General features: G+C 47.5%; 24 protein-coding genes. 20 read left to right on the top strand and 4 right to left on the bottom strand.

Going from position 1 to position 25146, the window contains the following annotated elements; all coding sequences use genetic code 11:
• Positions 1–25 precede the first annotated feature (25 nt).
• A complete protein-coding gene (locus tag KNO85_RS07315) occupies positions 26–532 on the bottom strand; it encodes a hypothetical protein (protein WP_214788456.1) in 507 nt (168 codons plus the stop codon).
• Between the two features lie 137 nt (positions 533–669).
• Here KNO85_RS07315 and KNO85_RS07310 point away from each other — a divergent pair, with 137 nt between their 5' ends.
• The 7 genes from KNO85_RS07310 (at position 670) to KNO85_RS15000 (ending at position 9206) form a co-directional block, all read left to right on the top strand.
• Positions 670–2136, top strand: coding sequence for a phytoene desaturase family protein (locus KNO85_RS07310; RefSeq protein WP_214788453.1), 1467 nt, complete (start codon positions 670–672; stop codon positions 2134–2136).
• 11 nt (positions 2137–2147) lie between these two features.
• Positions 2148–2606 carry a GNAT family N-acetyltransferase gene (locus KNO85_RS07305; protein WP_214788450.1) on the top strand — a complete coding sequence of 153 codons (459 nt, stop codon included), beginning with the start codon at positions 2148–2150 and terminating at the stop codon, positions 2604–2606.
• Positions 2607–2664: 58 nt separating this feature from the next.
• Positions 2665–3096 carry a YlbF/YmcA family competence regulator gene (locus tag KNO85_RS07300; protein ID WP_012726155.1) on the top strand — a complete coding sequence of 144 codons (432 nt, stop codon included), beginning with the start codon at positions 2665–2667 and terminating at the stop codon, positions 3094–3096.
• Positions 3097–3149: 53 nt separating this feature from the next.
• Complete coding sequence (gene mutS, locus KNO85_RS07295) at positions 3150–5678, top strand: DNA mismatch repair protein MutS (RefSeq protein ID WP_214788447.1); 2529 nt, start codon at positions 3150–3152, stop codon at positions 5676–5678.
• A 4-nt stretch (positions 5679–5682) separates the two neighbouring features.
• Complete coding sequence (gene mutL / locus KNO85_RS07290) at positions 5683–7500, top strand: DNA mismatch repair endonuclease MutL (RefSeq protein WP_214788444.1); 1818 nt, start codon at positions 5683–5685, stop codon at positions 7498–7500.
• Positions 7501–7665: 165 nt separating this feature from the next.
• On the top strand, positions 7666–8319 hold the full coding sequence (locus KNO85_RS07285; protein WP_214788441.1) for a 50S ribosomal protein L25/general stress protein Ctc: 654 nt from the start codon (positions 7666–7668) through the stop codon (positions 8317–8319).
• 752 nt (positions 8320–9071) lie between these two features.
• Entirely contained in the window at positions 9072–9206 is a 135-nt protein-coding gene (locus tag KNO85_RS15000) for a YcxB family protein (RefSeq protein WP_214788438.1), read from the top strand.
• 101 nt (positions 9207–9307) lie between these two features.
• Here KNO85_RS15000 and KNO85_RS07275 read toward each other — a convergent pair whose 3' ends face one another.
• Complete coding sequence (locus KNO85_RS07275) at positions 9308–9919, bottom strand: Imm64 family immunity protein (RefSeq protein WP_214788435.1); 612 nt, start codon at positions 9917–9919, stop codon at positions 9308–9310.
• A 134-nt stretch (positions 9920–10053) separates the two neighbouring features.
• Here KNO85_RS07275 and KNO85_RS07270 point away from each other — a divergent pair, with 134 nt between their 5' ends.
• From KNO85_RS07270 to nhaC, 9 genes are all read left to right on the top strand, one after another.
• Complete coding sequence (locus tag KNO85_RS07270; RefSeq protein WP_214788432.1) at positions 10054–10221, top strand: hypothetical protein; 168 nt, start codon at positions 10054–10056, stop codon at positions 10219–10221.
• Positions 10222–10544: 323 nt separating this feature from the next.
• Positions 10545–11375 (top strand): formate/nitrite transporter family protein, encoded by an 831-nt coding sequence (locus KNO85_RS07265; RefSeq protein ID WP_074035310.1) that lies wholly within the window; start codon positions 10545–10547, stop codon positions 11373–11375.
• 191 nt (positions 11376–11566) lie between these two features.
• Positions 11567–13417 carry an anaerobic ribonucleoside triphosphate reductase gene (locus KNO85_RS07260; RefSeq protein WP_214788429.1) on the top strand — a complete coding sequence of 617 codons (1851 nt, stop codon included), beginning with the start codon at positions 11567–11569 and terminating at the stop codon, positions 13415–13417.
• On the top strand, positions 13395–13850 hold the full coding sequence (nrdG, locus tag KNO85_RS07255; protein ID WP_214789842.1) for an anaerobic ribonucleoside-triphosphate reductase activating protein: 456 nt from the start codon (positions 13395–13397) through the stop codon (positions 13848–13850). Before KNO85_RS07260 ends, nrdG begins: the two co-directional genes overlap by 23 nt.
• Positions 13851–13903: 53 nt before the next feature.
• The gene (locus tag KNO85_RS07250) at positions 13904–14722 is read left to right on the top strand and encodes a fumarylacetoacetate hydrolase family protein (RefSeq protein ID WP_214788426.1); all 819 of its coding nucleotides are present in this window, start codon (positions 13904–13906) and stop codon (positions 14720–14722) included.
• Between the two features lie 111 nt (positions 14723–14833).
• Positions 14834–16099 (top strand): S1C family serine protease, encoded by a 1266-nt coding sequence (locus KNO85_RS07245; RefSeq protein ID WP_214788423.1) that lies wholly within the window; start codon positions 14834–14836, stop codon positions 16097–16099.
• Positions 16100–16155: 56 nt separating this feature from the next.
• Positions 16156–16500 (top strand): DoxX family protein, encoded by a 345-nt coding sequence (locus tag KNO85_RS07240; RefSeq protein ID WP_214788420.1) that lies wholly within the window; start codon positions 16156–16158, stop codon positions 16498–16500.
• 16 nt (positions 16501–16516) lie between these two features.
• Positions 16517–17605 (top strand): amidohydrolase, encoded by a 1089-nt coding sequence (locus tag KNO85_RS07235; protein ID WP_214788417.1) that lies wholly within the window; start codon positions 16517–16519, stop codon positions 17603–17605.
• Between the two features lie 136 nt (positions 17606–17741).
• The gene (gene nhaC, locus KNO85_RS07230) at positions 17742–19169 is read left to right on the top strand and encodes a Na+/H+ antiporter NhaC (protein ID WP_214788415.1); all 1428 of its coding nucleotides are present in this window, start codon (positions 17742–17744) and stop codon (positions 19167–19169) included.
• Between the two features lie 18 nt (positions 19170–19187).
• On the opposite strand, the gene KNO85_RS07225 is transcribed toward nhaC, so the two are convergent.
• Positions 19188–20387, bottom strand: a complete 1200-nt coding sequence (locus KNO85_RS07225; protein ID WP_214788412.1) for a helix-turn-helix domain-containing protein — start codon at positions 20385–20387, stop codon at positions 19188–19190.
• 80 nt (positions 20388–20467) lie between these two features.
• Here KNO85_RS07225 and KNO85_RS07220 point away from each other — a divergent pair, with 80 nt between their 5' ends.
• Positions 20468–21598, top strand: a complete 1131-nt coding sequence (locus KNO85_RS07220) for a mandelate racemase/muconate lactonizing enzyme family protein (RefSeq protein WP_214788409.1) — start codon at positions 20468–20470, stop codon at positions 21596–21598.
• Positions 21585–22256 carry a hypothetical protein gene (locus KNO85_RS07215; protein ID WP_214788406.1) on the top strand — a complete coding sequence of 224 codons (672 nt, stop codon included), beginning with the start codon at positions 21585–21587 and terminating at the stop codon, positions 22254–22256. The genes KNO85_RS07220 and KNO85_RS07215 overlap by 14 nt, the downstream gene beginning before the upstream one ends.
• A 37-nt stretch (positions 22257–22293) precedes the next feature.
• Here the strand turns inward: KNO85_RS07215 and KNO85_RS07210 are convergent, their stop codons facing one another.
• Positions 22294–23043, bottom strand: a complete 750-nt coding sequence (locus KNO85_RS07210; protein ID WP_214788403.1) for a GDSL-type esterase/lipase family protein — start codon at positions 23041–23043, stop codon at positions 22294–22296.
• Positions 23044–23161: 118 nt separating this feature from the next.
• Between KNO85_RS07210 and KNO85_RS07205 the strand changes: the two genes are divergently transcribed.
• Both KNO85_RS07205 and KNO85_RS07200 read left to right on the top strand, forming a co-directional pair.
• Positions 23162–24082: an ABC transporter ATP-binding protein gene (locus KNO85_RS07205; RefSeq protein WP_214788402.1), complete on the top strand. Its 921-nt coding sequence runs from the start codon at positions 23162–23164 to the stop codon at positions 24080–24082.
• A complete protein-coding gene (locus KNO85_RS07200) occupies positions 24075–25073 on the top strand; it encodes an ABC transporter permease (protein WP_251130591.1) in 999 nt (332 codons plus the stop codon). Before KNO85_RS07205 ends, KNO85_RS07200 begins: the two co-directional genes overlap by 8 nt.
• Positions 25074–25146 lie beyond the last annotated feature (73 nt).

The following is a 25146-nucleotide window of genomic DNA, read 5'->3' as shown; positions in this document are numbered from 1 at the left end:
TGTTGTCATGTGGTAAGTTGTTCATTTACTCTTGCTTATCCTCCAATACGATCCATTTTTCTAATCGACCATCCTCTTCATAAATGACACGGAAATCCATCTGACCGATGACGAGGCGTTGTTCCGAACTAAACACGACAATCGGATAGTTTGTCGATACCGGTTTATCCGTCTCAAAGATGGGACTATGCGCCTGCATCGCATAATACCCGTCCGATCTCGTGTTGGCAGCCCCTGCATCGATTTGAGTCACATGTTCAAATCCTCTCAGTCTGAGCACATAACTATAAGACGTTCTCGCCCCTTGTTCGAGACGCCATTCTTCGATAATGGCTGACTTGTCGTCGATTGTCCGTTCTTCTAACACTTTCTGTGCCGTATACTCTTTTTCGTAAGGGATCATCTCTTGAATGCTGACGACGGTCATCGTCGCGAGTTTGAGCGATTCCTCGGAAGGTGGGGTAATCAGTATACCAATAAAGATGAGGATTGGAATCAATAAATAGACCATGACACGACTGCGCATTTTCATCACCTTACCTTTTCAGATGTGAACTATTTCTGCATAAGAGAATCGGTTCCCTTCAAAAGAAGTCTGGAATCTTATAAACCGATTCATTTCTCCATTTTTTTGAAGGAGTGGGTATCATACAGTTAGGAGGGATGTTCATGAAGATTGGGGTCATTGGTGGGGGCATCGCCGGCTTGACGGCAGCTGCGCTCGCGCAACAAGAAGGTCATGATGTGATTGTCTTTGAAGCGTCGCGTGAATGGGGCGGGTGTGCCGGTAAGTTTCAACGTGGAGACTACTTGTTTCCCGCTGGCGCGACACTCGGGATGGGATTTGAGCAGGGAGGGGTCCATCGGCGGGTTCTCGAGAAGCTTGGAGAAACGGTCGAGGTCACTTTATTGGATGAAGTAATGGATATTCATCTCCCGGACCTTACCATCTCCTATTATCACGACCGCGAACGTCTCCTCGAAGAGCTGAGTCGCGCGTTTCCGGAGAACCGTCATGCAATTCATGCGTTCTATCGTGAAGTGTGGGGCGATTTTGAGAAGATTCGTCCGTTGTTTCAGCAGTTGCCCGCTCTTCCGTTTCGCACGGTCTCGGATATGATGTATGCACTAAAAGGCTTACGTCCGAACCAACTCATGACGCTCATGAAACTCCGACGGCCACTTGGTGACACGTTAGCCCGTCATGGACTAAACAATACGATGTTCGAACGATTCATCGATGGCATACTGCTCGACAGTTTGCAGACCGGTGCGAAGGAAGCGAGTCATTTGCTCGGTGCAGTCGCACTGTCGGTCTATCACGAAGGGGCATATTATGTAGAAGGTGGACTGTATCAATTGGCTCATGCATTAGAGCGCGCCGTCCGAACGTTTGGTGGTGTTACAAGATTAGGAAGAGATGTGCAGTCCATCGAACGTGTGTCGGATGGGTGGCTCGTCACCGATCGAAGAGGTCGGCTTGAATTGGTCGACGCGGTTGTGTCTGCCATACCGATTGAGCGGACGAGCGAACTTCTCAAAGGACAGGAACAACGACGGTTCAAACGACAGTATCGCAGACAGTTGAAGCAGTCCCAATGGGGTACGTTCAGTCTGTATCTCGTCCTACCTGAGGACATATGCCAACAACAACCACTTTTCCAACAAATATATCACCATCGATTACCGAGTGGCCATGCGTTCATCTCGATGTCGGCACCAGATGACGTGTTGCGCACAGAAAAACCGGAACGAACCATCACGGTCTCCACACATATCGATTTATCTGAATGGCAGCATTGGAAAGACCGGGCAGCATATGAGAAACTAGAACAAGATTGGACCGATCGTCTCGTCGACGTCGTTGCGACTGCGTTCCCCGCTTGGAATCGTGAGTCGTCACTTCTCCTTCCCGGTGGACCAGGTGCATGGGTAAAATATACGAAACGTCCACATGGGGCAGTCGGAGGTTATGCTCAGACCCCAAGCCAGGCGCTGTTCCGTGCCGCGAGCTATCGTACGGACTTACCGAATTTTTACGTCTGTGGAGATACGATATTTCCGGGGGCGGGAACGATTGGCGCGATGACGAGTGGGTTACATGTCGCCCGGGCACTCGGGGCGACAATTGAATAGGGGGAAAACGGATGAAGAAAAAAACATTTGGTGAACTGACAACGATGGAATTGTATCGCTTACTGGCACTACGGACTGAGATTTTTGTCGTCGAACAGAATTGTCCGTATCAAGAAATCGACGGGAAAGATGAACAGGCCGTCCATTATTGGATTGAAGAAGATGGAGAAATTGTCTCTGCTCTTCGCGTGTTGACGGAGGCGTCTCCTATTGCCATCGGACGTGTCGTCACGAAAGCCGCTCATCGAGGAAAAGGCTATTCTCGTCAGCTGATGAAAGAGGCAATCCAGGACTTCGGACATGAGACGCTATATCTTCAAGCGCAGACGTATGTGGAACCATTCTACGCATCGTTCGGATTCAAACGGACTAGTGAAATTTACAACGAAGACGGGATTCCGCATGTCGATATGTTTCGTGAATCCTTAAATCCCGCTAGTACCGTTTCCGAATCGTTCATGTTAGAATGAGAAAGAACATTCACGTGCGATTGAGCACGATAACATTATAGACATAAAGGGGTTTACAATGGTGACCGATCAACAAGTAATTGCAAAAGCAAGAGAATTGGCAGACGTATTAGCACAAACACCAGAAGTGGCACGTTTCAAAGAAGCGGAAGCGAAAGTGAACGGTAGCGACCGCGTACAGACGTTGATTAAACGAATCAAGTTCTTACAAAAAGAAGCGGTCAACTGTAAGCATTATGGCAAGACCGAAGCACTTGCAAAAGTTGAGCAAAAGATTGATAAAGCGATGGAAGAGCTCGATTCGATTCCGGTCGTTCAAGCGTTCCAAGAAACTCAAGTCGAAGTAAACGACTTGCTTCAATACGTGACGGTCACGCTCGCGAACTCCGTGACGGATCGTATTATCGAATCGACGGACGGAGACGTCCTTGCAGGAAAGACAGGGAGCGGCATGGCGGCTGAACAAGCACGCGGCGGCTGCGGATACTAAAACGACACAGCTGGCCGATGGTCAGCTGTTGTACTTTCTAGAGGTGAATTAACATGCAAGAAGTCCATCAGACACCAATGATGAAACAATATTTCTCCATCAAGGCAGACTATCCGGACGCCTTTTTATTCTATCGACTCGGCGACTTTTACGAGTTGTTTTTTGAAGATGCGCAAATTGTCGCAAAGGAGTTAGAGCTCACGCTCACTTCTAAAAATGGAAAGCAGGCCGAACACCCGATCCCAATGTGTGGCGTACCTCACCATTCTGCGGCCATTTATATTGAACAATTGATTGAAAAGGGCTTCAATGTCGCCATCTGTGAACAGACGGAAGACCCGAAAGCGACGAAAGGACTCGTGAAGCGCGAAGTCATCCAAGTGATTACGCCAGGTACATACATGGCATCACTGAGCGAGAAAGAAAACCGATATCTCGTCGCCATCTCTGACGTCGCAGGTCGTTTTGGGATTGCGCGCGGTGACGTCACAACCGGTGAATCATGGTTGACGACGCTTTCGTCGGAAGAGGCCGTCTTACGGGAAATCGAAGGGTTACTCCCAAACGAGGTCATCGTCGAGGACGAGCGACTCGCTGATTTGTTACGACAGACGGGAATCCCTCTCTCAATTCAAGTGGACAAGCGGGAGAGTCCGCTCGCGCAAGGTGCGAAAGATGAGGCACAGCGTTCGGCATTTGAATTATTGTTCGCCTATTTGACGAAAACACAGAAACGCTCACTCGACCACTTGCAACCGGCTGTCGCCTATGAGCTCGAACAACATATGCAACTTGACGCCAACACGGCCCGAAACCTTGAACTGTTCCGATCTGCTCGTTCTGGGGAGAGAAAAGGGTCACTCTTATCGCTCCTTGATGAGACGACGACAGCGATGGGCGGACGACTGTTAAAACGCTGGCTCGAACAGCCGCTTTACACTGAACAAGGCATCAAAGAGCGACAGGACGCCGTGGAGAACTTAGTGGACGACTTCATGTTGCGCGATCAACTACAAGAAGAGTTAAAGCGAGTCTATGACATCGAACGCCTTGTCGCGAAAGTTGGATACGGGACGGCGAATGCGCGAGATCTCGTCCAACTTCGCGACACGCTCGAGCGGATGCCTTCTGTCCGGTCACTCTTACAAACAGTGAAAGCGGATCGTTTGCAGCAAATCGAGCAAAAGCTTGATTCGTTTGAATCGTTAAGTGAACAGCTCCGAGCTGCCCTTGTCGATTCACCCCCGATTTCGACGAAAGAGGGCGGTATGATTCGTCACGGTTATTCGGATGAACTCGATGAACTGCTAGAGGCAAAAGCGAACGGGAAGTCGTGGATTGCCAACCTCGAACAACAGGAACGCATCGCGACCGGCATCAAGTCATTAAAGGTCGGGTATAATCGCGTCTTCGGTTACTACTTAGAAGTGACGAAAGCGAATGCGAAGCTACTCGAAGAGGGTCGCTATGAGCGGAAACAGACGTTGACGAATGCGGAACGTTACATCACGCCAGAACTGAAAGAAAAGGAAGCCCTCATATTAGGGGCGGAAGAGAAGAGCTGTACGCTCGAATATGATCTATTTGTCGCACTTCGCGAAGAGGTGAAGACGTATACGAAGGCCCTTCAGCAGCTGGCTCGTTCCCTCAGTGAATTAGATGTTCTCCTCGCTCTTGCCGTAGTGGCGGAGAAGCGGGAATATGTACGCCCTGTTACGACATCCCACGTCCAAATCGAACGTGGGCGTCACCCTGTCATTGAGACGGTCTTGCCGCGAGGCGAATATGTCGCCAATGATTTGACGCTTGACGACACACGCCAAATGTTGCTCATCACGGGTCCGAACATGTCCGGTAAATCGACATACATGCGTCAATTTGCCTTGATTGCAATCCTTCATCAAATCGGTTCATTCGTCCCGGCAGAAGCAGCGGAACTCCCGCTCTTTGACCGCATCTTTACACGAATCGGTGCGGCGGACGATTTGGTGAGCGGGCAGTCGACGTTCATGGTCGAGATGACCGAGACGAGACAAGCTGTCACTGAGGCGACGGAACATAGTTTGATTTTATTAGATGAAATCGGTCGCGGGACGTCAACGTATGACGGAATGGCGCTCGCACAGGCGATCGTCGAATATATCGCCTCGTCAATCGGCGCGAAGACACTCTTCTCGACGCACTATCATGAATTGACAGTGCTCGAAGATTCGATTTCGACGCTCGAGAACGTCCATGTCCGGGCGATTGAGCGGGATGGGCGTGTCGTGTTCTTGCATGAAGTGCATCCAGGACGTGCCGATAAATCATATGGGATTCATGTGGCGGAATTGGCCGAACTCCCGGGTTCGTTGATCGACCGGGCACGGACGATTCTCTCAGAACTCGAGTCAGAGGCGACGAAACCTGCTTTAAACGAGCAGGCTGTTCCAACTCCAGTGGAAGAAGTCAGCCAATTGTCGTTGTTCGAGTCGAATGACGCTGTTCGAGAACAGCTGCTCAAAATCGATCTATTGGCAATGAATCCAATCGAAGCGATGCAGGCGTTGTATGAACTGCAACAAACCGCAAAGAAAGGGTGAGTCGATGGGAATCATTCGAGAGTTACCTGAACAACTCGCGAACCGAATCGCAGCCGGGGAAGTCGTTGAACGACCTGCTTCTGTCGTCAAAGAATTAGTCGAGAATGCGATTGATGCGGGAGCGACGAAAGTAGACGTCGACTTACAAGAAGCGGGTATCCGACTCATCAAAGTGCGTGACAACGGGCACGGGTTCCATGAAGAAGACGCCGCCCGAGCCTTTTTACGACATGCGACGAGTAAAATTCGGGATGAGCACGACTTGTTCCGCATTCGGACACTCGGTTTCCGAGGAGAGGCACTCGCCTCGATTGCTTCGGTCAGTCACGTCTCATTGAAATCTAAGCGTGCGGATGAGGACGGTTTTGAGATGACGCTTGAAGGTGGAGTCGTCAAGTCGACGAATCCGGTAGCGACGAACGTCGGGACCGAAATCGCAGTCAGTCAGCTTTTCTTCAACACACCGGCCCGTCTGAAATACTTGAAGACATCGGCGACAGAACTCGCCAGCATTACCGATACGTTGAACCGATTGGCACTCTCTCATCCGGAGATTCGCTTCACAGTCTTCCATGAAGAAAAAGAATTGCTGAGAACGAACGGGAATGGAGACTTGAAACAAGTCATGCTCGCCATCTATGGTCGTCAAGTCGCCGCACAAATCGTCACGGCATCGAGTAAGACGAATGATTATACGCTGAGCGCCCATCTCGTACGTCCGGAGGTGACCCGTTCGAACAAACAATATGTGACCCTCATCTTAAATGGGCGAAGCATCAAGAACTTCGCGCTGACGCAAAGCGTGCTCGAAGGCTACCATACGCTCTTACCGATCGGTCGCTATCCGATTGCCGTGCTTGAAGTGAAGATGGACCCAATGTTGATTGACGTGAACGTCCATCCGACGAAACGTGAAGTGCGTTTGTCGAAAGAAAAAGAACTATGCCAGCTTATCCGAGAGACCGTTCAATTGACACTCCGTGAGCAACGGCTCATTCCGTCTGTGAAACAAGAGCCGAAGCCAAAACGTGTGACACCGTCTGAACAGTCGAAACTCGACTTTTCGATGGAGCCACAACCTAAACAAGCAGATCCGGTCGAGTGGAACTATCCGATTCCTCGGGAACGGAAAGAGACGCTCACGTCACCTTCCCAGTGGAATCCGGCTCCGCTCGTTCATGAGCCGGAAGCAGAGATGATCGAACCAGAGCAGGTCGAGGAGCCTGTACGTCAGTCGGAGGGTTTACCGGCGTTAGACGTCATCGGGCAACTGCACTCGAGTTATATCATCTGTGGAGCGGAAGACGGGATGTACGTGATGGACCAACATGCCGCTCAGGAACGAATCAAGTATGAATTGTTCTATGAGCAGTTAGGACGTCCGGAAAAAGAGTATCAGCTTCTGTTGATCCCGTTAACGTTAGAGTTCACACAAGAAGAGACGCTCGCTATCGAAGAAGTGCTACCACTCCTAGCGGACGCAGGCATCACTCTAGAGCCGTTTGGGGGTAACACGTTCCTCGTCCGTGAGATTCCGACATGGTATCCGCAACATGACTTAGAAGGCACGATTCGTGACTTGGTGGAGATGGCCATTCAACAGCGCTCGATTGATCTTGCGAAATATCGTGAAGAGGCATCGATCCTCATGGCGTGTAAACGATCGATCAAAGCCAATCATCCACTCAATATGGAAATGATGCGACAATTGATTGATGATTTGAGTCGAACGACATCTCCGTTTACTTGTCCGCACGGTCGCCCGATTCTCGTGAAGTGGAGCACGTATGAACTCGAGAAATTGTTCAAACGCGTCATGTAATCGTCTTGTTACCTTGTTTTAACACGATGTAACGTTTATTCAATAGCCCTCATGGGAAAACTATACACATGTCACTCAACGCATCGAGGTTGAGAGGTGGCTTTTTCACTGCCTCACCCTCAAGATGTCGACATGAAATGTATATCCATGTAGGAGGAAAAGAAAATGACGAACAAACTTCAAGTATCAAAACGAGAATTACGCCCACGGTCACTGCGCACGAAGTTGCGTAAGGAAGGCAAAGCGTTAGGCGTCGTCTACGGATACAAAGTAGACAGCACTCCAATCGTATTTGACGAGATGGACCTTCGTAAAATTCTTCGAGACCACGGTGACAATGCCTTGATTGAACTCCATTTCGATGGAAACAAAATCAATACGCTCGTGCACGGTTCGGAAACAGACCCGTTCACAAACTTCTATCAACACGTCGAATTCATGGCTGTGAAGATGGATGAAGAGACAGAAGTCGAAACGGATATCGTCCTTGTTGGCGACGCGAAAGGCGTCAAAGAAGGCGGATATCTCGCTCAGTCGCTCTATAAAGTGACGGTCGCTGCGACACCTGCCAACATCCCTGAACGCATCGAACTTGACGTGTCAGACCTCGAAATCGGTGACTCGGTGACGGTAGCAGATCTTCCAGAAGATAAATCGTACACGATTGTCTCGGAATCAGACATGCACATCGCATCTGTGAATGAGCCGGTTGCTGAAGAAGAGGAAGAAACGACTGAATCAGAGGAAGGTTCTACTGAAGAAGAAGCTTCTGAAGGATCTTCTGAAGAAACAGAAGAATCGACTGAGGATAAAGAATAAACAATTCGATCGAAACAGAGGAACAACGTCCCGAGATTGGGCGTTGCTCCTCTGTTTTTTCGATGAATTATATAGTTAAGTGAAACACCTGATCGTGAACGAAAAAAGCTTCAGCGGCTCCTCATGGGCTCCTCATGCACCGAACCTACTCAATTACTTCATGTGAGAAGGAGAGTAGATTTCTTTCAACAAAGATTTTGTGCGGAGAAATGAACAGATCATTCACGCGTTGATCGAGAAAATTCGACTTGATAAAGTAAGTCGAAAGCGTAAATGAACGTAAATGACATTCTTTGTTTTAATTTATGGTTGAAACCATTCGCCAATAATTCCGTCGTTGTCCGCATTTTACGAAGTGATGCATGTCCATTTGCTTATCAAGCATAACTTCGAGGATTGGGGAGTCTCTGATGACGGTACATGAGAGAAGGAATGGTGATCCGGGCTCATTTCACCGCAGTTCCCTGACGGCCAGATAACAAGAGTTGCTGGCTTTTGCATATGGATTTACTGCAGTGGTGTATTTCTTTCCTCGTAATATCTCGTATATGTCATTTGTGTTAGTGGCGATAGCAGGTGGTGTCCTGGTCATGCTCTTGCTATATCCATTAGTACGTAAAATGTATCCTCCCATTACTTTAAGGAAAAGCGTGGTACAGTTGAAGAAAATAGGTGGATGGCCAAGGACTATAACAGTGAAACTTGATGATTCTGGGATTGAATGAACTTCGGATAACCCGAAGTCGAAGGGCATGCTTCAAATTCCTTGGGGATCGATAGATAAAGCATCACAAGATGAAAAACATTTATATTTGTATTTTCAAGAGGCAGATGCGATTATCATCCCCCAAAAAAATCAATGGACTAGAGCCATTCGAACAAAGTGAACTTGAACGGTTATTAAATCTCTATACTTGAATGTACCCTGACGGTAGAACTACTTCTTTGGGAATTGGGAACGGGGGCGATTCAGTTATACAAAAAAGCGTTATATGTTGATTGTTTCAATACTTTTTCGTTGGGGAGTGATTCCATCAATATGATGTGAACCTCTATGAATTTGTACCTTTGAGCTGTCACCCACCAAAGCTAGTGGGAAGTAGTTTTCACTACTTATTTTATCCATGAAGTCTTCAGGAGAAAGTTCAATATCCAACTCACTTCCTACGATTGCATAGCTATAGGCGGTCAGCTTATAGCTATCAATCAAAAAACGAATCAACTTATTCGTCCGACTGACCACTGTATCGCTGTTGTGAGGTAGAGGGAACATGTCATCCCATTTTATATCGATGAGAAATCCATGGAAATCCTTTTCAGTAACAGGCGAGAGCTTGATTTCATTACTGTTCATTCCAAGAGCATTGCCTGAGAGCGTGATAAATGGATAATAATTTTCACTCAGATCAACAGTAACTTTATTGTTGATTATTTGTTTTTCAATCCAATGAGTTCCCTCTTCATTTTCACTAAATTTCAATTTGATAAGGTTACTGCCCTGACTAACAAACGAATCAATCACAGCATATAAGCTTTGGTTAAATGATTGTTCTTTCGAAAACACAATCCCTATATTAATAAAACCGCCAGTATCTGACACCGTAATCACCTCTTTATAATCATTTCTCTATCGTCATGATGATAATTTAGTTGATGAGTATTAAATCATAGAACGCACCTGTATTTCCTTTTAAATCTATACAATCGCTTTCACCTGTTAAAGAAAAGGGAATTTTGCTGGATCAGATCGAAGAATTGAATAGATACCTTTATATTCTATCAATCGATGAGTTAGAAAGTCAGTTTGGAGATTTAGAAGATTTTAAAAACCAGAGCTTTGCAGTTGTTGGCTATGAAGATATGCTAGGAGATTTTGTAGGGGTGGACTTCAGGAGTGGATAACTTTTGATTGTAAATCATGAAATATTTCATGTAGAGGAAAGATTGAATGTAACATTTGATGAACTCATGAAGAAAGATTAATCACTTATTCAAACTATTGGTTTCTAAAGATTTGTCTTGTTATTCTCTCGAAAATCGAGAGAATTTTTGTTTGTCACAAATCTGCCATATGTAAACGATTACGATGTGAACACTCTGTCAATTCCTTCTAGAGGTGATTGCCAACAGAGACTGTACAGTTTATATTGTTAATGATTTCACATATTAGAACTGATACTTTCCTATTTAATTATTCAGAAAGAAGGGTTTGTGACATGGCATCAATGGAAATCCATGCACTCGAATCATTACGGAAAAAAGCGCAGGCTTCCTCGCAAATGATTCATTATCGTCCAATGGAATACTTTTTACGGGCAATGTTAGCCGGGATCTTTATCGGCTTTGCTTCGATTTTCACGTTGAAAGTCGTCAACGGCATGTATTTAGCGGAATCACCGTTTACGACACTCATCGGGGGCTTCTCGTTCGGGATTGCGCTCGTCATGATCATTTATGGGGGAGCGGAGTTGTTCACGGGGAATACGATGTATTTCACGACGTCGACGCTTCGCGGTTATACGACGCTCAGCGATACGATGCTCGTCTGGTTGCTCTGTTTTGTCGGGAACGCACTCGGGGGAATCCTATTCGCTTTACTACTCGCACCGACTGGCGTCATCCAAGAACTAGGCATGAACAACTGGTTGTTCTCAGTCGTTGAGGGAAAAATGCATCACACGACGGTTGAAATTTTCTTCCGTGCCATCTTCTGTAACTGGATGGTCTGTCTCGCTATTTTCTTACCGAAACAAATGAAAAATGAATTCGCTCAAATCTTCTCGATGATTTTCCTTGTCGCGGTCTTCTTCGCTTCAGGATTTGACCACGTCATCGCCAACTTCGTCTTGTTCGCCTTGACGCTTGTCGTCCCACACCCTGAGACGATCAGCATGGCAGGTGCGATCCACAACTTGATTCCTGCGACGTTCGGTAACATTATCGGCGGTGCGCTCTTTATGGGAGCCATCTACACATGGCTCAACTCGAAAGGTCTCCGTGAGGCACAAGAATTAGAGGAAGAAGTCGAATTAAAAGTCGTGAAAGCTGCTAAATAAATGATGTTTGTCACATATAACGTAGAGCCTTGTCCCATCGAAGACGAGGCTCTTTTTTGTCGTTTGCGCATATGTAAACTGTCACAATATCGACTCGTGACCTTCCAAAAAAAAACGTGTCATAATCTATATATAGGATTTTAAAAACGATTTAAACTATTTTTAATCCATATATAGTGAGGTGAGGGGTATTGAAATTATTACGGTTGTATGAGGACGTCTGTGTCTTACCAGACCAAGACTTAGTACAAGAGAATGCGAACGTGGACGGGAAGTCCCCGCTCGGGAAATTAGCACGACTCTCTTCAGAAGTATCGAAAGAATTGTCGCAGACATATTTAATGTCGGAACGGTCAAAGCAAGCCGTCACTGATAACTTTTTATACGTGCACGACGCGGACTATTACATCACAGGATCGACGACATGTTGTCAAATTCCACTCGGTCAATTGTTGAAAGACGGTTTCCATACAGGGCATGGGACGATTCGGTCCCCGAAAGACATTCGCTCCGCAATGGCGCTCGCATCCATCATCCTACAAGCGAATCAAAATATGCAACATGGGGGGCAGGCTTTTCCGATGTTTGACGTCGACTTAGCACCGTATGTCGAGAAGACATATGAGCGTCAACTGAGCCGACTCCAATCGTTACCTGTTGACTGGGACGAGGCGCAATTGGAGACACTCGCAGAAGAAGAGACGATCTCGGCGACGTATCAGGCGTGTGAGGCGTTCATTCACAATGCGAACTCGATGCACTCACGAGGTGGCGGGCAAGTACCTTTCGTTTCAATCAATTATGGGACGGACACATCAAAGTGGGGACGTATCCTCATTCGGGAGTTACTCCGTGCCACAGAACGTGGGTTAGGGAACGGAGAGACACCGATTTTTCCCATTCAAATCTTTAAAGTGAAGGAAGGTATCAACTTCAACGATGGTGACCCGAATGTCGATCTCTTCCGTGAGGCGTGCCGCGTCACAGGCAAACGTCTCTTCCCGAACTTCTCTTTTATCGATGCCCCGTTCAATGCGTCATACTACGATGGGACACACGAATCAGAAGTGGCATACATGGGTTGTCGTACGCGAGTCATGGGAAACCGGCACGGGGAGGAGACGTCAATCGGACGTGGCAACCTGTCTTTCTCGACACTTAACTTGGTGAAGATGGCACTCGTCTCGGAGTCACTCTCAGACTTCTATCGAATTCTCAACCGATATATCGACATCGGGATTGAACAGTTGGTTGAGCGATTCGAGTATCAATGTACTCGTCGCGCTGAAGAATTTCGTTTTCTTTACACACAAGGGGTCTGGCGTGGCAGTGAGCAGTTACATATACAGGATGAAGTCCGAGACGTATTGAATCAAGGAACGCTTTCACTCGGTTTCATCGGTCTCGCTGAAACGCTGAAAGTGTTGACGGGTAGTACACATGCTGAGTCCCGTGAAGCGGAGCGACTCGGTCTCGACATCGTCACCCATTTGTCCAATCGCATGCGCGAAGCAGCCGAAGCGTACGACTTGAACTTTTCGTTGCTCGCAACACCTGCAGAGGGACTATCAGGTAAGTTTGTGATCCGAGACCAGGAAGAGTTCGGGATGATCGACGAGGTTACCAATCGGGCATTTTACACGAATTCATTCCACGTGCCGGTTTATCAATCCGTCTCCATCCGAGAAAAAATCCGAATTGAGGCACCGTATCACGCGTTATGCGACGCGGGACACATCTCCTACGTCGAAGTCGATGGTTCCCTTGCCCACAATGCAGAAGCAGTAGAATCGATTGTACGCTTGATGCGTCAGCATGATATCGGATATGGTTCGATCAATCATCCGGTCGACCGTTGTGGAAATTGTGGGTTAGAAGGACTGATTGACGTTGCCTGCCCGACTTGTGGTGAGGATACAAACATCGAACGAATCCGCCGCATCACCGGCTATTTAGTCGGGACGATGGACCGTTGGAATACGGCGAAACGAGAAGAAGAACGGGCGAGGGTGAAACATGATGCGCATTCTATCCGTCGTTGAAGAATCGGTCGTCGATGGACCAGGAATACGGACGGTCATCTTTACTGCCGGCTGTCCCCACCACTGTAAAGGGTGTCACAATCCTTCCTCGTGGAATCCGGCCGGTGGCGATGAAATCGAAGTGGATGAACTTGTCCATCGCATAAAAATGAGTGGTTGGGACGGGGTGACCGTCTCCGGAGGCGAACCGTTCCTGCAATCGTCAGCGGTAGCGGAACTCGTCACAGCATGTAAATCGCTCGGTAAAAACGTGTGGGTGTATACCGGTTATACGATTGAACAGTTGGAAGCGATGCACGACGAATCGGTTCAAACTGTGTTAGACCACGCTGACGTCCTCGTTGACGGACGTTACGAGCAGTCACTACGAGACACGGGACTCCGCTTTCGGGGATCGAGCAATCAACGAATCATCTTTTTAAACAAAGTGTAATCGAGGCAGACATGTCTCGATTTTTTGTATAATGATGAAAAGGGGGATTTTTGATGAAATGGTGTAGTTTTTACATGCAGGAAGAACAACGAGTGGGGATTGTCGAGGGCGATTTTGTCTTCGATGTTAGCAATCAAGTACATACGACAAATTTATTAGAAGTGATCGCCCGTGAGTTCGAACCAGATATTGATTTGGACGTGGCGCCGTCATACCGATTGACGGATGTGAAATTGCTCGCCCCGTATCGTCCTTTGAAAAACGTGATTTGTATCGGGAAGAACTACGAAGAACACGTGAAAGAGATGGATACAGCAGGAGCTGGGAAACTTGTCATTTTCACGAAAGCGCCGACTTCGGTGGTCGGTCCGGAAGCGGTCATTGAGCGGCATCCGGATTTGACGGACAAATTAGACTACGAAGGCGAACTCGCCGTCATCATCGGTAAGTCGGGACGAGACATCGAATCGGTCGAGGAACACATTTTTGGATACACGATTCTAAATGACGTGACGGCACGAGACGTGCAAAAAGAACATGTTCAATTTTTCCGCGGGAAGTCGCTCGATACGTTCTGTCCGATGGGACCATTCATCGTGACACCGGACGAGCTACAGTTTCCACTCCGAATCAGAACGGATGTGAACGGTGAGACGCGCCAAGATGGGACGACGGCTGATATGATTCGCCCGATTGATGAGCTTATTCGTACGTTATCGAAAGGCATGACGCTCGAAGCAGGTGATATTATCGCGACAGGTACGCCGGCTGGAGTCGGTCACGGGATGACGCCACCGACGTATCTTCAAACGGGAGACACCGTCGAAGTGACGATTGAAGGACTGGGTACGCTAAGAAATGTGATTGTCTGAATGAAATGACGCAAAATGTGAAGAATCTTGTAATTCATTTATCATTTTATAAATGAGTGTTCCTCTTCGTTATAGTAAGGGTAGAAGATAACACAGAGGAGATGAATCATTATGGATCGTCACGATCAATCAAATGAACGCGATCAATTACATGAATCAGAGCAACAAAAAGATTGGTTAGATACAGAACTCGGTTCATCTAACCGAGAAGAAGCAAAAGTACGAACACAGACAAAACCTTCATTCGTTAGCCGTATGTTCCCAGGACTTGTCGGTGGGGTCATCGGGGCATTGTTGACGGGCGCAATCGCTTACCCGTTCATCGACCAACCCGCTACGAGTGTGAGTGACACGAACGTCACCTCACAAGGGACTCCGGTCCAAACGTCATCAAACGTGTCCGATTCTTCAGTCACGAATGCCGTCGCGACTGCTCAACCTGCCGTCGTGACCGTGAACAACTTCGCCCAAACCGGCTTCTCGAGTGAAGCGGTCGAGGCTGGAGTCGGTTCAGGGGTCATCTACAAAAAAGAAGGTGACTCGGCATTTATCGCAACGAACCATCACGTTGTCAATGGGGCAGACAAGCTGACGGTCACGTTTAATGACGGAACGACAGCAGAAGCAACGCTCATGGGAAGTGACGCAACGTATGACTTGGCGGTCTTAAAAGTTGATGCTGACAAAGTACCAGCTGTCATCTCAATCGGAAAATCGAGCGAATTGAAACCAGGTCAAACCGTCATCGCGATCGGGAATCCGCTCGGACAATTCGAGAACTCGGTGACGCGTGGTGTCGTCTCATCGACGTCACGTCTCGTACCGGTGGATACGGATGAGAACGGTCAAGCCGACTTCAACGCCGAGGTCATTCAAACGGATGCAGCCATCAACCCAGGTAACTCGGGCGGTGCATTAATCAATGAAGAAGGACAACTCATCGGAATCAACTCGATGAAGATTGCAACGGCAGAAGTCGAGGGAGTCGGATTCTCAATTCCAGTCGACATCGCCCTTCCACTCATCAATCAAATCGAACAAACGGGAGAAGTGAACCATCCTTCGCTCGGCGTCTCGCTACGTGATGTGTCAGAGTTCCCTCCAGGTTACTTGACGGAACAAATCAACCTGCCTGAATCGGTAACGGCTGGAACGATTATCGTGGAAGTCCAACAAAACAGTTCAGCTGCGAAAGCGGGTCTTGAAGCGCGTGACGTCATCGTGAAAATCAATGACAAAGAAGTCAGCTCGTTCATCGATCTCCGTAGTGAATTGATCCGGGATACAGATGGAACGGTCGACATCGAATATGTCCGTGACGGAAAAACAGAGACGGTTCAAGTCGAGATTCAAAACGCGAACGGTTCTGCACTGTAAAAGGTGGGCAATATGCCCGCCTTTTTTGCTATGCTTATACAAAAGGAGGATGAGTTATGGTACGTAATTTATATGGGGTGTTACTCTTCGGGGCAGGAATATTACATTTTGTCAGAGAGAAGGCGTTCATGTCGATCATTCCGAAGTCATGGCCGTTTCGTCGGTTGATGGTGCAACTGAGCGGAGTCGTAGAAGTCGTCTTCGGGGCGATGCTCTTACTGAACAAAGGAACGTCGTTCGTGAAACGGACGTTGCCGGCATTCTTTATCGCCGTTTTCCCGGCAAATATCAACATGGCCGTGAAGCCATCTAGAATCGGCGGGAAAGTCATCCCGAAATGGATCACGTGGAGTCGACTCCCTTTACAGTGGGTCCTCATCAAAGGTGTCAAAAAAATATAAAGATGTGGAGGTACATATGACAAGCGTACTCAAGTGGTTTGAACATTTTCATGCACATCCGGAAATCAGTTGGAAAGAAATCGAGACGACTCGAACAATCGCATCCATCTTATCGGACTGGTCGATTCCACATCGGACGTTTGAGGATGTGACCGGGGTGATTGCAGAGATTGGATCGGGGGAGGACGTGATTGCAGTCCGAGCCGATATCGATGCGTTATGGCAACAAGTGGACGGTACGTTCCGTGCCAATCATTCGTGTGGGCACGACGCGAACATCAGCATGGTGCTCGGTGCCCTCGAACAGCTGAAGGACGAATCGCTACAGAAACGCATCCGCTTTATCTTCCAGCCTGCTGAAGAGCAAGGGAACGGGTCACTCGCCATGATTGAACGCGGTGCGTTAGAAGACGTCACCCAACTGTTCGGCATTCATTTACGTCCACAAGAAGAGTTGAAGAAAGGCCAATACGCCGCGGCGATTCAGCATGGTGCTGCCTTTTTCTTAAAGGGAGAGGTGCTCGGTGATGATGCGCACGGTGCAAGACCGCATCAAGGACAGAACGCACTCGACGTCATCTTTACGATTCAACACATGCTAAAAAGCATTTACTTGTCTCCGTTTGAGCCGCATTCGGTCAAGTTGACGAAAGTCCATGCCGGGAGTGACAATATGAACATCATTCCGGGGAATGCGACGTTCTCGATTGACGTTCGTGCTCAACAAAACGAAGAATTGCTCGCTTTGCGAAATCGTGTCGAGGATATGCTTCACCATGTCGCTCAACTTCATCACGTGAAATTGGAATGGGAGTGGCAAGACTTCACACCGGGAGCCGTCGTCGGGGAAGAATCTAGCCAAATCGCCAAGCGAGCGATCGAGGAACGATTTGGTGAGTCGGCTCTCGTCGAACGGATTGTCACGTCAGGAAGCGATGACTTTCATTTTTATACCGTCGAGAAACCGTCACTTGATGCGACGATGATTGGAATCGGGGCAGATTTAGGTCCGGGTCTCCACCATCCGCATATGACGTTTGACCGTGATGCTTTGGAAGACGGGGCACTCTTGCTCGCGGATTCGCTCCGCATTGCAGCGACATAAATCATGATGAGTGGGATAGACAGATGTCTGTCCACTCATTTTTTTATTGCATCAAATAAGTGTAAGCGCTATCATAACGTTATTAGCGACAATATAACGACAATTCTGAATTTTCGCTACAAGGGGAGGAAGCTAGATGGAAACAACGGGGAACAAAAAAGACATGAAACTAGGATGGGCACTGTTGCCACTCAGCGTGATGATCGTCGTCATGCTCATCTCAATCGTCAAACTTGGACAAGGTCCACACATCCCGCTCATCGTTGGGACGGCAGTCGCTTCAATCGTCGCATGGCGTCACGGGTTTAAGTGGAAAGAGATTGAAGAGATGATGTACAAAGGAATTCGGCTCGCCTTGCCGGCAGTCGTCATCATCATTCTCGTCGGGTTGACAATCGGGGCTTGGATTGGTGGAGGTATTGTCGCGACGATGATCTATTTCGGACTGAAGATTATCTCGCCCGCATACTTCCTGTTAACGATTTGTCTCATCTGTGCAGTCGTTGCACTCTCGATTGGGAGCTCGTGGTCGACAATGGGAACAATCGGTGTAGCGGGGATGGGCATCGGGCTCAGTATGGGGATACCAGCACCGATGGTTGCGGGGGCCGTCATCTCGGGTGCTTATTTCGGGGATAAGATGTCACCTTTGTCAGATACGACAAACTTAGCAGCAGGACTGACACATACGAATCTATTCGTACATATCCGACACATGTTGTATACGACGATACCGGGTCTCATCATCGCGTTAGGTGTATACGCATGGCTCGGTAGACGCTTTGCGGATTCGACGACGGACTCGTCAGAAATCACACAGACACTCAGTATTCTTGAAGACAGCTTTGTCATCTCTCCATGGTTACTCGTCGTACCGCTCGCGGTCATTTTACTCGTCGCGAAGAAGGTGCCGGCGATTCCTGCACTCGTCGTCGGAATCGCACTTGGCTTCTTGGCTCAAGTATTCATCCAAGGGGGTACGCTCGCGGACAGCGTAGGCGCTCTCCAAAGTGGCTATGTCATTGATACGGGAAATGAATTGGTTGATAACCTCTTCAGCCGAGGCGGTCTTGATGCGATGATGTATACGGTATCGATGACGATCGTTGCGATGACGTTCGGAGGAATATTAGAATATTCAGGAATGCTTCAATCAATCATGAATCAAATTCTGAAGTTAGCGAAAACAGCAGGTTCGTTGATTGCTTCAACGATTTTAGCAGGGATTGCGACAAATGCGACTTGCTCGGAGCAGTACATCTCAATTGTTGTCCCGTCACGCATGTTTGCCGGGGCTTATGAGAAAATGGGGCTGCAATCGAAGAATCTATCCCGTGCACTCGAAGACGGTGGAACATTGACGTCGGTATTTATTCCTTGGAACACGTGCGGGGTATTCATTCTCGGTACGCTCGGTGTCGGGGCGTTCGAATATGCGCCATACGCCGTCTTAAACTTCATCGTACCGGTTATTTCGATTCTGTATGCCTTTACTGGATATACGATTGAACGCATGGCGGTCATTCAACAAGAAGAACCTGTCGCTGAACAGGTGGCACAGTAAAACAAGAATTCCCGGTCGTCATTCGACCGGGAATTGAAATTTATAGACGTTGCGAGGTCGACCCTGACTGTAGCTCATCTCTTCACCAATCGCATGGATGAGTTTCGCTTCGACTAACTTTTTAATCAGTCGCTCTGTCGTACGTCGTGTCACCTGCAAATAATCGGTCAACTCTTTCGCTGTGAATTCGAGTTGATTAGCTGAGAAGTGAATGATCTTTTCGATATTGGTCGGACTCATGCCGGTTTGTTTCATCATGTTATAGACACGTGTTTGCGTGACGCGGAAATGAATCGGTGACGGTTGATTTGAGAACGTTAATTGCTTCGAATTGTCGACGATTCGTATAGCGGCATCGCCCGTTGCATGAAAGGCTAAACGAGCATGTTCGAGTGCGCGTTTATAATCTGATCCATATCCGATACCAACGTACGCAGACGAATTTTCCAATAGGATGGTTCCACTGGAGATGGCGGACTCGATTTTTCCTTTATTCGATAAAATGACGATACCTTTTTCGTCAGATTCCATCAATTTGCCGTCGAACAAATGTTGATTTGTCACATGTTGAAGCGTGTCTTCATTCGCATTCGAGTAGAAGAGGACAGCGAATTGTGATTGGTCTGACTTTTTCAATCGAATCTGTTGTAGAAAATCATTGAAATGATGGAGAATTCTCTCCTTTGGTTCAATCATGAGTTGACTAGCATAACCGCTACTGATCAATCGACGGTGGACTTGCTCCACACTCGTCAAAGCAAATCGTGTCGTCCCGCTTTCTTGAAGCTGTTCATGAAAGGCTATCAAGTCTTCAAGATTCATATGGGGGTGGAGTAGCTTCACTTGTGATGAGGGTACATGATTTGGAAATGATGCGAATATCGATTCCAATCGGGACATGTCAACGAGGTCGATCGAGATGTCTTCTAATTGCACGTGTTGTGTTAACGTCATATATAAGAGTGAAGTCAATAACACGACATCATCTTGAACAACGTGATGAGCATATGGAATGTTCGCCTTCTCGGTCGCGTACGTATACGGAAATGAACCGGAGAAGAAAGCTCCGTCAAAAAACACGAGTTGATCAGCGATGTCTTCCGCCTCGCGTGGGTCATCATAAGGAAACCCTTCAATCCGGACATCGGGTAAAGAAGAATCTTTAATTATTTGTTGAATGAAAGCTGGCGAACCGACGACAGCGATATGGATGGACATCTGAAAATCCCCCTTGCAATTTAACGACTATATAACGACAATATAGAGGAAAGCGCAATCGAAGTAAAGGAGTGAGGAAAATGAATATAAAAAAGATTGAAATTTTCTCAGTTCGTTTCCCGTTAAAAGTTCCGTTTATCGTCAGTTATCACCGTTACGATGATATGCCGTCTGTCATTGTCAAGATGACCACGACTTGTGGACTTGTCGGTTATGGGGAAGCGGTGGCGGACGAGCATGTGACGGGTGAGTCGGCTGAGAGTACGATCAGTGTACTCCGTCATTTGTTAGCACCGCTATTAATCGGAAAAAATCCGTTGCACTTAGAGCGCATTCATGATGAGATGGATCGTGCAATTCGCGGGGTCCCGGCAGCAAAAGCGGCACTCGATATCGCTTGTCATGACTTGATCGGGAAAAAATTAAATCAACCGATCTATGAATGGATTGGTGGTCGGTACCATGAGTCTTTCCCGGTCACACACGTCTTAAGTATCGGGGAACCAAGTCATATGGCACAAGAGGCACTCGAACAAATCATTCAAGGCTACACGGCCGTGAAGATGAAAGTTGGGGTCGATGTGCAAACGGACGTGGCACGTGTCAAAGCCGTAAGAGAAGCGGTAGGACCGGATGTTCCGATTCGAGTCGATGTCAATCAAGGATGGGGCAACGCGGCCAACACCGTTCAGGCGATGCGTCTGCTCGAGCCGTATGGAATCGATTGGGTGGAACAACCGGTTCGAGCAGATGACTTTGAAGGCATGCTAGAAGTGAAGCAAAAAATTGCGGTTCCGCTCATGATGGATGAAGGTTTGAAAGACATTCACGATATGAGACGCTTGACGATGATGCAGGCGGCACATAAAGCAAATATTAAATTGATGAAGTGTGGCGGCATTTATCCGGCGAAAAAGTTGGTGCATATGGCAGAAATGTCGGGAATCGAATGTCAGATCGGGTCAATGGTCGAATCTTCGATTGCATCAAGTGCAGGTTTCCATGTCGCTTTCTCTAGTCACATCGTAAAAACGGTCGAACTGACAGGGCCTCTCCGTTTCGGGAAAGATGTCGGAAACTTATCATATGATTTACCGATTATCTCATTAAATGATCAACCTGGTCTCGGAATTGACGTCGATGAAGACGTGCTACGTGAACTGACGATTGATTCATATGTGATTGGAGAAGAGTCGCATGTGGCAAGGTGACGTGAAAGATCTTTCGCTTCACGTGCACGTTCTGAGCTTGTCAGATTTACCTGAACTAATGTCTCTTCAGGAAACAGTGATTCAGGCATTGGCTGAACCAGAACACTATCAATCGTTATCCATCGAAGAGTTCACGAAACTGTTGACGGATCAAACGTTAGTTGGAGCAATATATGAAGGACGTCTCATTGCATTCAGAGCCATGCTCATCCCACCAATTGACGACGAACATTTAGGCCGAGATATCGGTTGGCCTGAAGCTTCGCTTGAGCGTGTTCTCTATCAAGAAGTGACAAACGTCCATCCAGATTTCAGGGGATACGGGTTACAGACACACCTAGGTAAACTATTGATGGCACAATGCGAGACCGACGACCGATTCGATGTCGTCTGCGCGACCGTCGCACCGTTCAATATTCCGAGCATGAAAGATAAGTTCACGCTCGGACTCCGAATCGGGGCATTGAAAGAAAAGTATGGTGGAAAACTTCGTTATATTTTTTATAAGGAGTTACATCGCACATGGCAACCTACTTCAGAAGCGATGGATGTGCCGATGGAAGATCGGGTGAAACAAGTTGAGTTGCTACAGACAGGTTGGCGAGGGACTGGTCTCATGAAACAAGGAGAGCAGTGGGTCGTTCGATACGAAAAATAAAAACATCCTCGTCAGCTTATGTTGACGAGGATTTTGATTATTCGAGAACGAAGAGTACATCATTCGCGAATTTTTCATACGTACGGTCACTCGGATGAAATTGATCGGTCGCGAGATCACGTGATAAGTCAGTGATATAAGCGAATGGATCGATTACATCAATGTTCTGCGCGTTCGCCAACTGTTTCGCGGATGCGTTCCAGTCGAGGATGAGTTGATTGAATGCTTGCCCGTTCTCATCATTTTGGAACGGATTGTAAAGACCGATATAGACGATGGTCGCCGAGTCGTTGAGCGCACGGATTTCAGAAAAAATCGTTTCGAGATTTGTCTTCGCATCCGTAACGACTTGTTGAATATCGACAGACTCGAAATTATCGACGTTTTCCCCACGGTTGAACAAATCGTTTCCGCCGATTGTTAGTGTGATATATCGGGCGCTCTCAATCGTACGACGCACTTCAGGTTGCTCAAGTTGAGCAAGTAAATCTTCAGTTCGTGCCCCAGACACGGCTAAGTTTTGGGTACGGAGCGATTCATCTTCCAAACCTTCGCTGACAGGTTGTACATATCCTGCGCCTGATGTCGACCCGACTCCGCGAGTCAACGAATCGCCAAGCGCGACGTAGATATCTCCTTCTGGTTCAGGACGCTCGTCTTCAGAGACGGACAGTGTTCGTTCTGGCGGATTGACGATATCTTGATAACCAATCCAAAGACCGTATAACGCGATTCCCGTCAAGAGAACGGCGCCAGTTAAAAATGCATACCATTTCGACTGTTTCATGGGCTGACCTCGCTTTCTATACAAACATCATATCAAAAATGTATGGATGTGCCCTATGTGAATGTTCGAATAGGACAGATTCGATTTTGTCCGATAGAATAAGAAAAGAGGTGAGACAATGGAACCGACGTTAAAGTTACATCAACTGACAAAAGTGATTGGAAAGAAGACAATCATCGATAATATTTCGCTAGAAGTCCAGCCAGGAGAAGTATTCGGTTTTTTAGGACCGAACGGGGCCGGGAAGACGACGACGATTCGGATGATTGTTGGTTTGATTAAACCGACGAAAGGAAATGTTTCCATTTGTGGCTATCGAGTTGACAAGCAATTCGTTCAAGCGATGAATCAAATTGGAGCCATCGTCGAGAATCCAGAACTGTATAAATTCTTATCCGGACGTGAGAATTTAGAAGCGTTCGCGCGCATGTTGCCTGGTGTGGATGACAAAAGGATTCAAGAAGTGATTGACCTCGTCGATTTGACCGCTCGAATCGATGACAAAGTGAAGACGTACTCGCTCGGGATGCGTCAGCGGCTCGGGATTGCTCAGGCGTTATTGAACAATCCACGTGTCCTTATTTTAGATGAGCCGACGAATGGTCTTGATCCGATGGGGATTCGGGATTTACGACTATTTATTCGTCGACTCGTTGAAGAGACTGGACTCAGTGTTCTCGTCTCGAGCCACATCTTAGCGGAGATTGAATTGTTGGCGGATCGTGTCGCCATCATGTCGAGAGGGAAGATTGTCAAAGTAGGCACAGTTCAGGCCTTAATTGAGGAACTTGCTTCGACGGTCGATTTGCATGTCACCAACAGCTTTGAAGTGTTACCAATCGTTCAAGGTTACGAGGGCATTGATCAGGCGGACGTGATCGATGAACGGACGATTCGAATCTCGATGAACGTCGAGGAGACAGCGAAGTTGAATCGCTACTTAATGGAACGTGATGTTGACGTTTTCGGACTCGAGCGCCGAGTGCAGACGCTAGAAGATCTCTTCATTACATTGACGGGTGGTGATCATATTGCCTAATCCATCCATGCTCGGACTCATTCGGAACGAAGTACTTAAAATTCATCGGAAGCGCAGATTGATGGTCGTTTCCATCATCTTGATTGTTCTCGTCTCGATGTTCACATACGCGAACTATCGTCAAATCGAGAAGCAACGTGAAGAACAAGGGACGATCGACTGGCGTGTCGATCTTCAGCAAGAAATTATCGATACACAGAACCGACTCGCTTCTGCGAATGTGCAGGACGAGTTCCGACAAATCCTTGAGTTTCGAGTCCAACAGAACCAATACTATTTAGACAATGACATCAACCCGAACTATCCGGGTGCCCCTACGTTCATGCGCGTCTTCTTTTCACAAGGTACGACGCTCGTGCTGCCGCTCTTTATTATCGTATTGATGGCAGATATCATTAGTGGGGAACATAATGATGGGACAATCAAGACGCTGCTGTCCCGACCGGTCCGGCGTTATAAAATCTTGCTTGCCAAATGGCTGACGACGCTTTTATACACGTCGATCTTAATATTTGTGACTGCCGTCGTCAGTTATGCCATATCGGGGATTGTTCTCGGTTGGGACGGGTGGACAGCTCCAATCTTGACAGGATTCCAAGCGTCACCGACCGGCACATTCTCGACCGATTTCGTTCATACGTTGCCGATGTGGGAGTACTTGCTCATGTCGATGGGGCTATCGTGGCTTGTCGTGGCTGCTGTCGGTACAATTTCTCTCATGATCTCGGTGCTGGTGAAAAATACGGCAACTGGAATCGGCATCATGATGGCCGTCCTCATTTCCGGACCACTTTTGACATCACTCGGCTCAAATTGGGATAGCTCGAAATACCTGGTGAACGTCAACTTCGGCCTTCATACCTATTTGGAGGGACAAGCCCCTCCGATTGAGGGGATGACGTTACCATTTTCTTTACTCATCATTCTCATCTGGTCAATTGCCGCTCTAGCGTATGCGTTTTATCACTTCACGCAAAAAGATGTGTATTAATATTTATGGTGCTACCCTCCTGGGTGGCACTTTTTTTAATGGCTAAATGATTACGAATAAGAACTAATTAGTT

Source organism: Exiguobacterium sp. s124, from assembly GCF_018617485.1.
GTDB classification, from domain to species: Bacteria; Bacillota; Bacilli; order Exiguobacteriales; family Exiguobacteriaceae; genus Exiguobacterium; species Exiguobacterium aestuarii.
Note: the sequence above shows the minus strand (reverse complement) of the source record. Positions and strands in the feature narration are given on the sequence as shown.

Excerpts from the sequence above, each read along its gene's own strand:
- KNO85_RS07315 (WP_214788456.1), bottom strand. The coding sequence starts at position 532 with ATGAAAATGCGCAGTCGTGTCATGGTCTATTTATTGATTCCAATCCTC.
- KNO85_RS07310 (WP_214788453.1), top strand. The coding sequence starts at position 670 with ATGAAGATTGGGGTCATTGGTGGGGGCATCGCCGGCTTGACGGCAGCT.
- KNO85_RS07305 (WP_214788450.1), top strand. The coding sequence starts at position 2,148 with ATGAAGAAAAAAACATTTGGTGAACTGACAACGATGGAATTGTATCGC.
- KNO85_RS07300 (WP_012726155.1), top strand. The coding sequence starts at position 2,665 with ATGGTGACCGATCAACAAGTAATTGCAAAAGCAAGAGAATTGGCAGAC.
- mutS (WP_214788447.1), top strand. The coding sequence starts at position 3,150 with ATGCAAGAAGTCCATCAGACACCAATGATGAAACAATATTTCTCCATC.
- mutL (WP_214788444.1), top strand. The coding sequence starts at position 5,683 with ATGGGAATCATTCGAGAGTTACCTGAACAACTCGCGAACCGAATCGCA.
- KNO85_RS07285 (WP_214788441.1), top strand. The coding sequence starts at position 7,666 with ATGACGAACAAACTTCAAGTATCAAAACGAGAATTACGCCCACGGTCA.
- KNO85_RS15000 (WP_214788438.1), top strand. The coding sequence starts at position 9,072 with ATGCTTCAAATTCCTTGGGGATCGATAGATAAAGCATCACAAGATGAA.
- KNO85_RS07265 (WP_074035310.1), top strand. The coding sequence starts at position 10,545 with ATGGAAATCCATGCACTCGAATCATTACGGAAAAAAGCGCAGGCTTCC.
- nrdG (WP_214789842.1), top strand. The coding sequence starts at position 13,395 with ATGCGCATTCTATCCGTCGTTGAAGAATCGGTCGTCGATGGACCAGGA.
- KNO85_RS07250 (WP_214788426.1), top strand. The coding sequence starts at position 13,904 with ATGAAATGGTGTAGTTTTTACATGCAGGAAGAACAACGAGTGGGGATT.
- KNO85_RS07245 (WP_214788423.1), top strand. The coding sequence starts at position 14,834 with ATGGATCGTCACGATCAATCAAATGAACGCGATCAATTACATGAATCA.
- KNO85_RS07240 (WP_214788420.1), top strand. The coding sequence starts at position 16,156 with ATGGTACGTAATTTATATGGGGTGTTACTCTTCGGGGCAGGAATATTA.
- KNO85_RS07235 (WP_214788417.1), top strand. The coding sequence starts at position 16,517 with ATGACAAGCGTACTCAAGTGGTTTGAACATTTTCATGCACATCCGGAA.
- nhaC (WP_214788415.1), top strand. The coding sequence starts at position 17,742 with ATGGAAACAACGGGGAACAAAAAAGACATGAAACTAGGATGGGCACTG.
- KNO85_RS07225 (WP_214788412.1), bottom strand. The coding sequence starts at position 20,387 with ATGTCCATCCATATCGCTGTCGTCGGTTCGCCAGCTTTCATTCAACAA.
- KNO85_RS07220 (WP_214788409.1), top strand. The coding sequence starts at position 20,468 with ATGAATATAAAAAAGATTGAAATTTTCTCAGTTCGTTTCCCGTTAAAA.
- KNO85_RS07215 (WP_214788406.1), top strand. The coding sequence starts at position 21,585 with ATGTGGCAAGGTGACGTGAAAGATCTTTCGCTTCACGTGCACGTTCTG.
- KNO85_RS07210 (WP_214788403.1), bottom strand. The coding sequence starts at position 23,043 with ATGAAACAGTCGAAATGGTATGCATTTTTAACTGGCGCCGTTCTCTTG.
- KNO85_RS07205 (WP_214788402.1), top strand. The coding sequence starts at position 23,162 with ATGGAACCGACGTTAAAGTTACATCAACTGACAAAAGTGATTGGAAAG.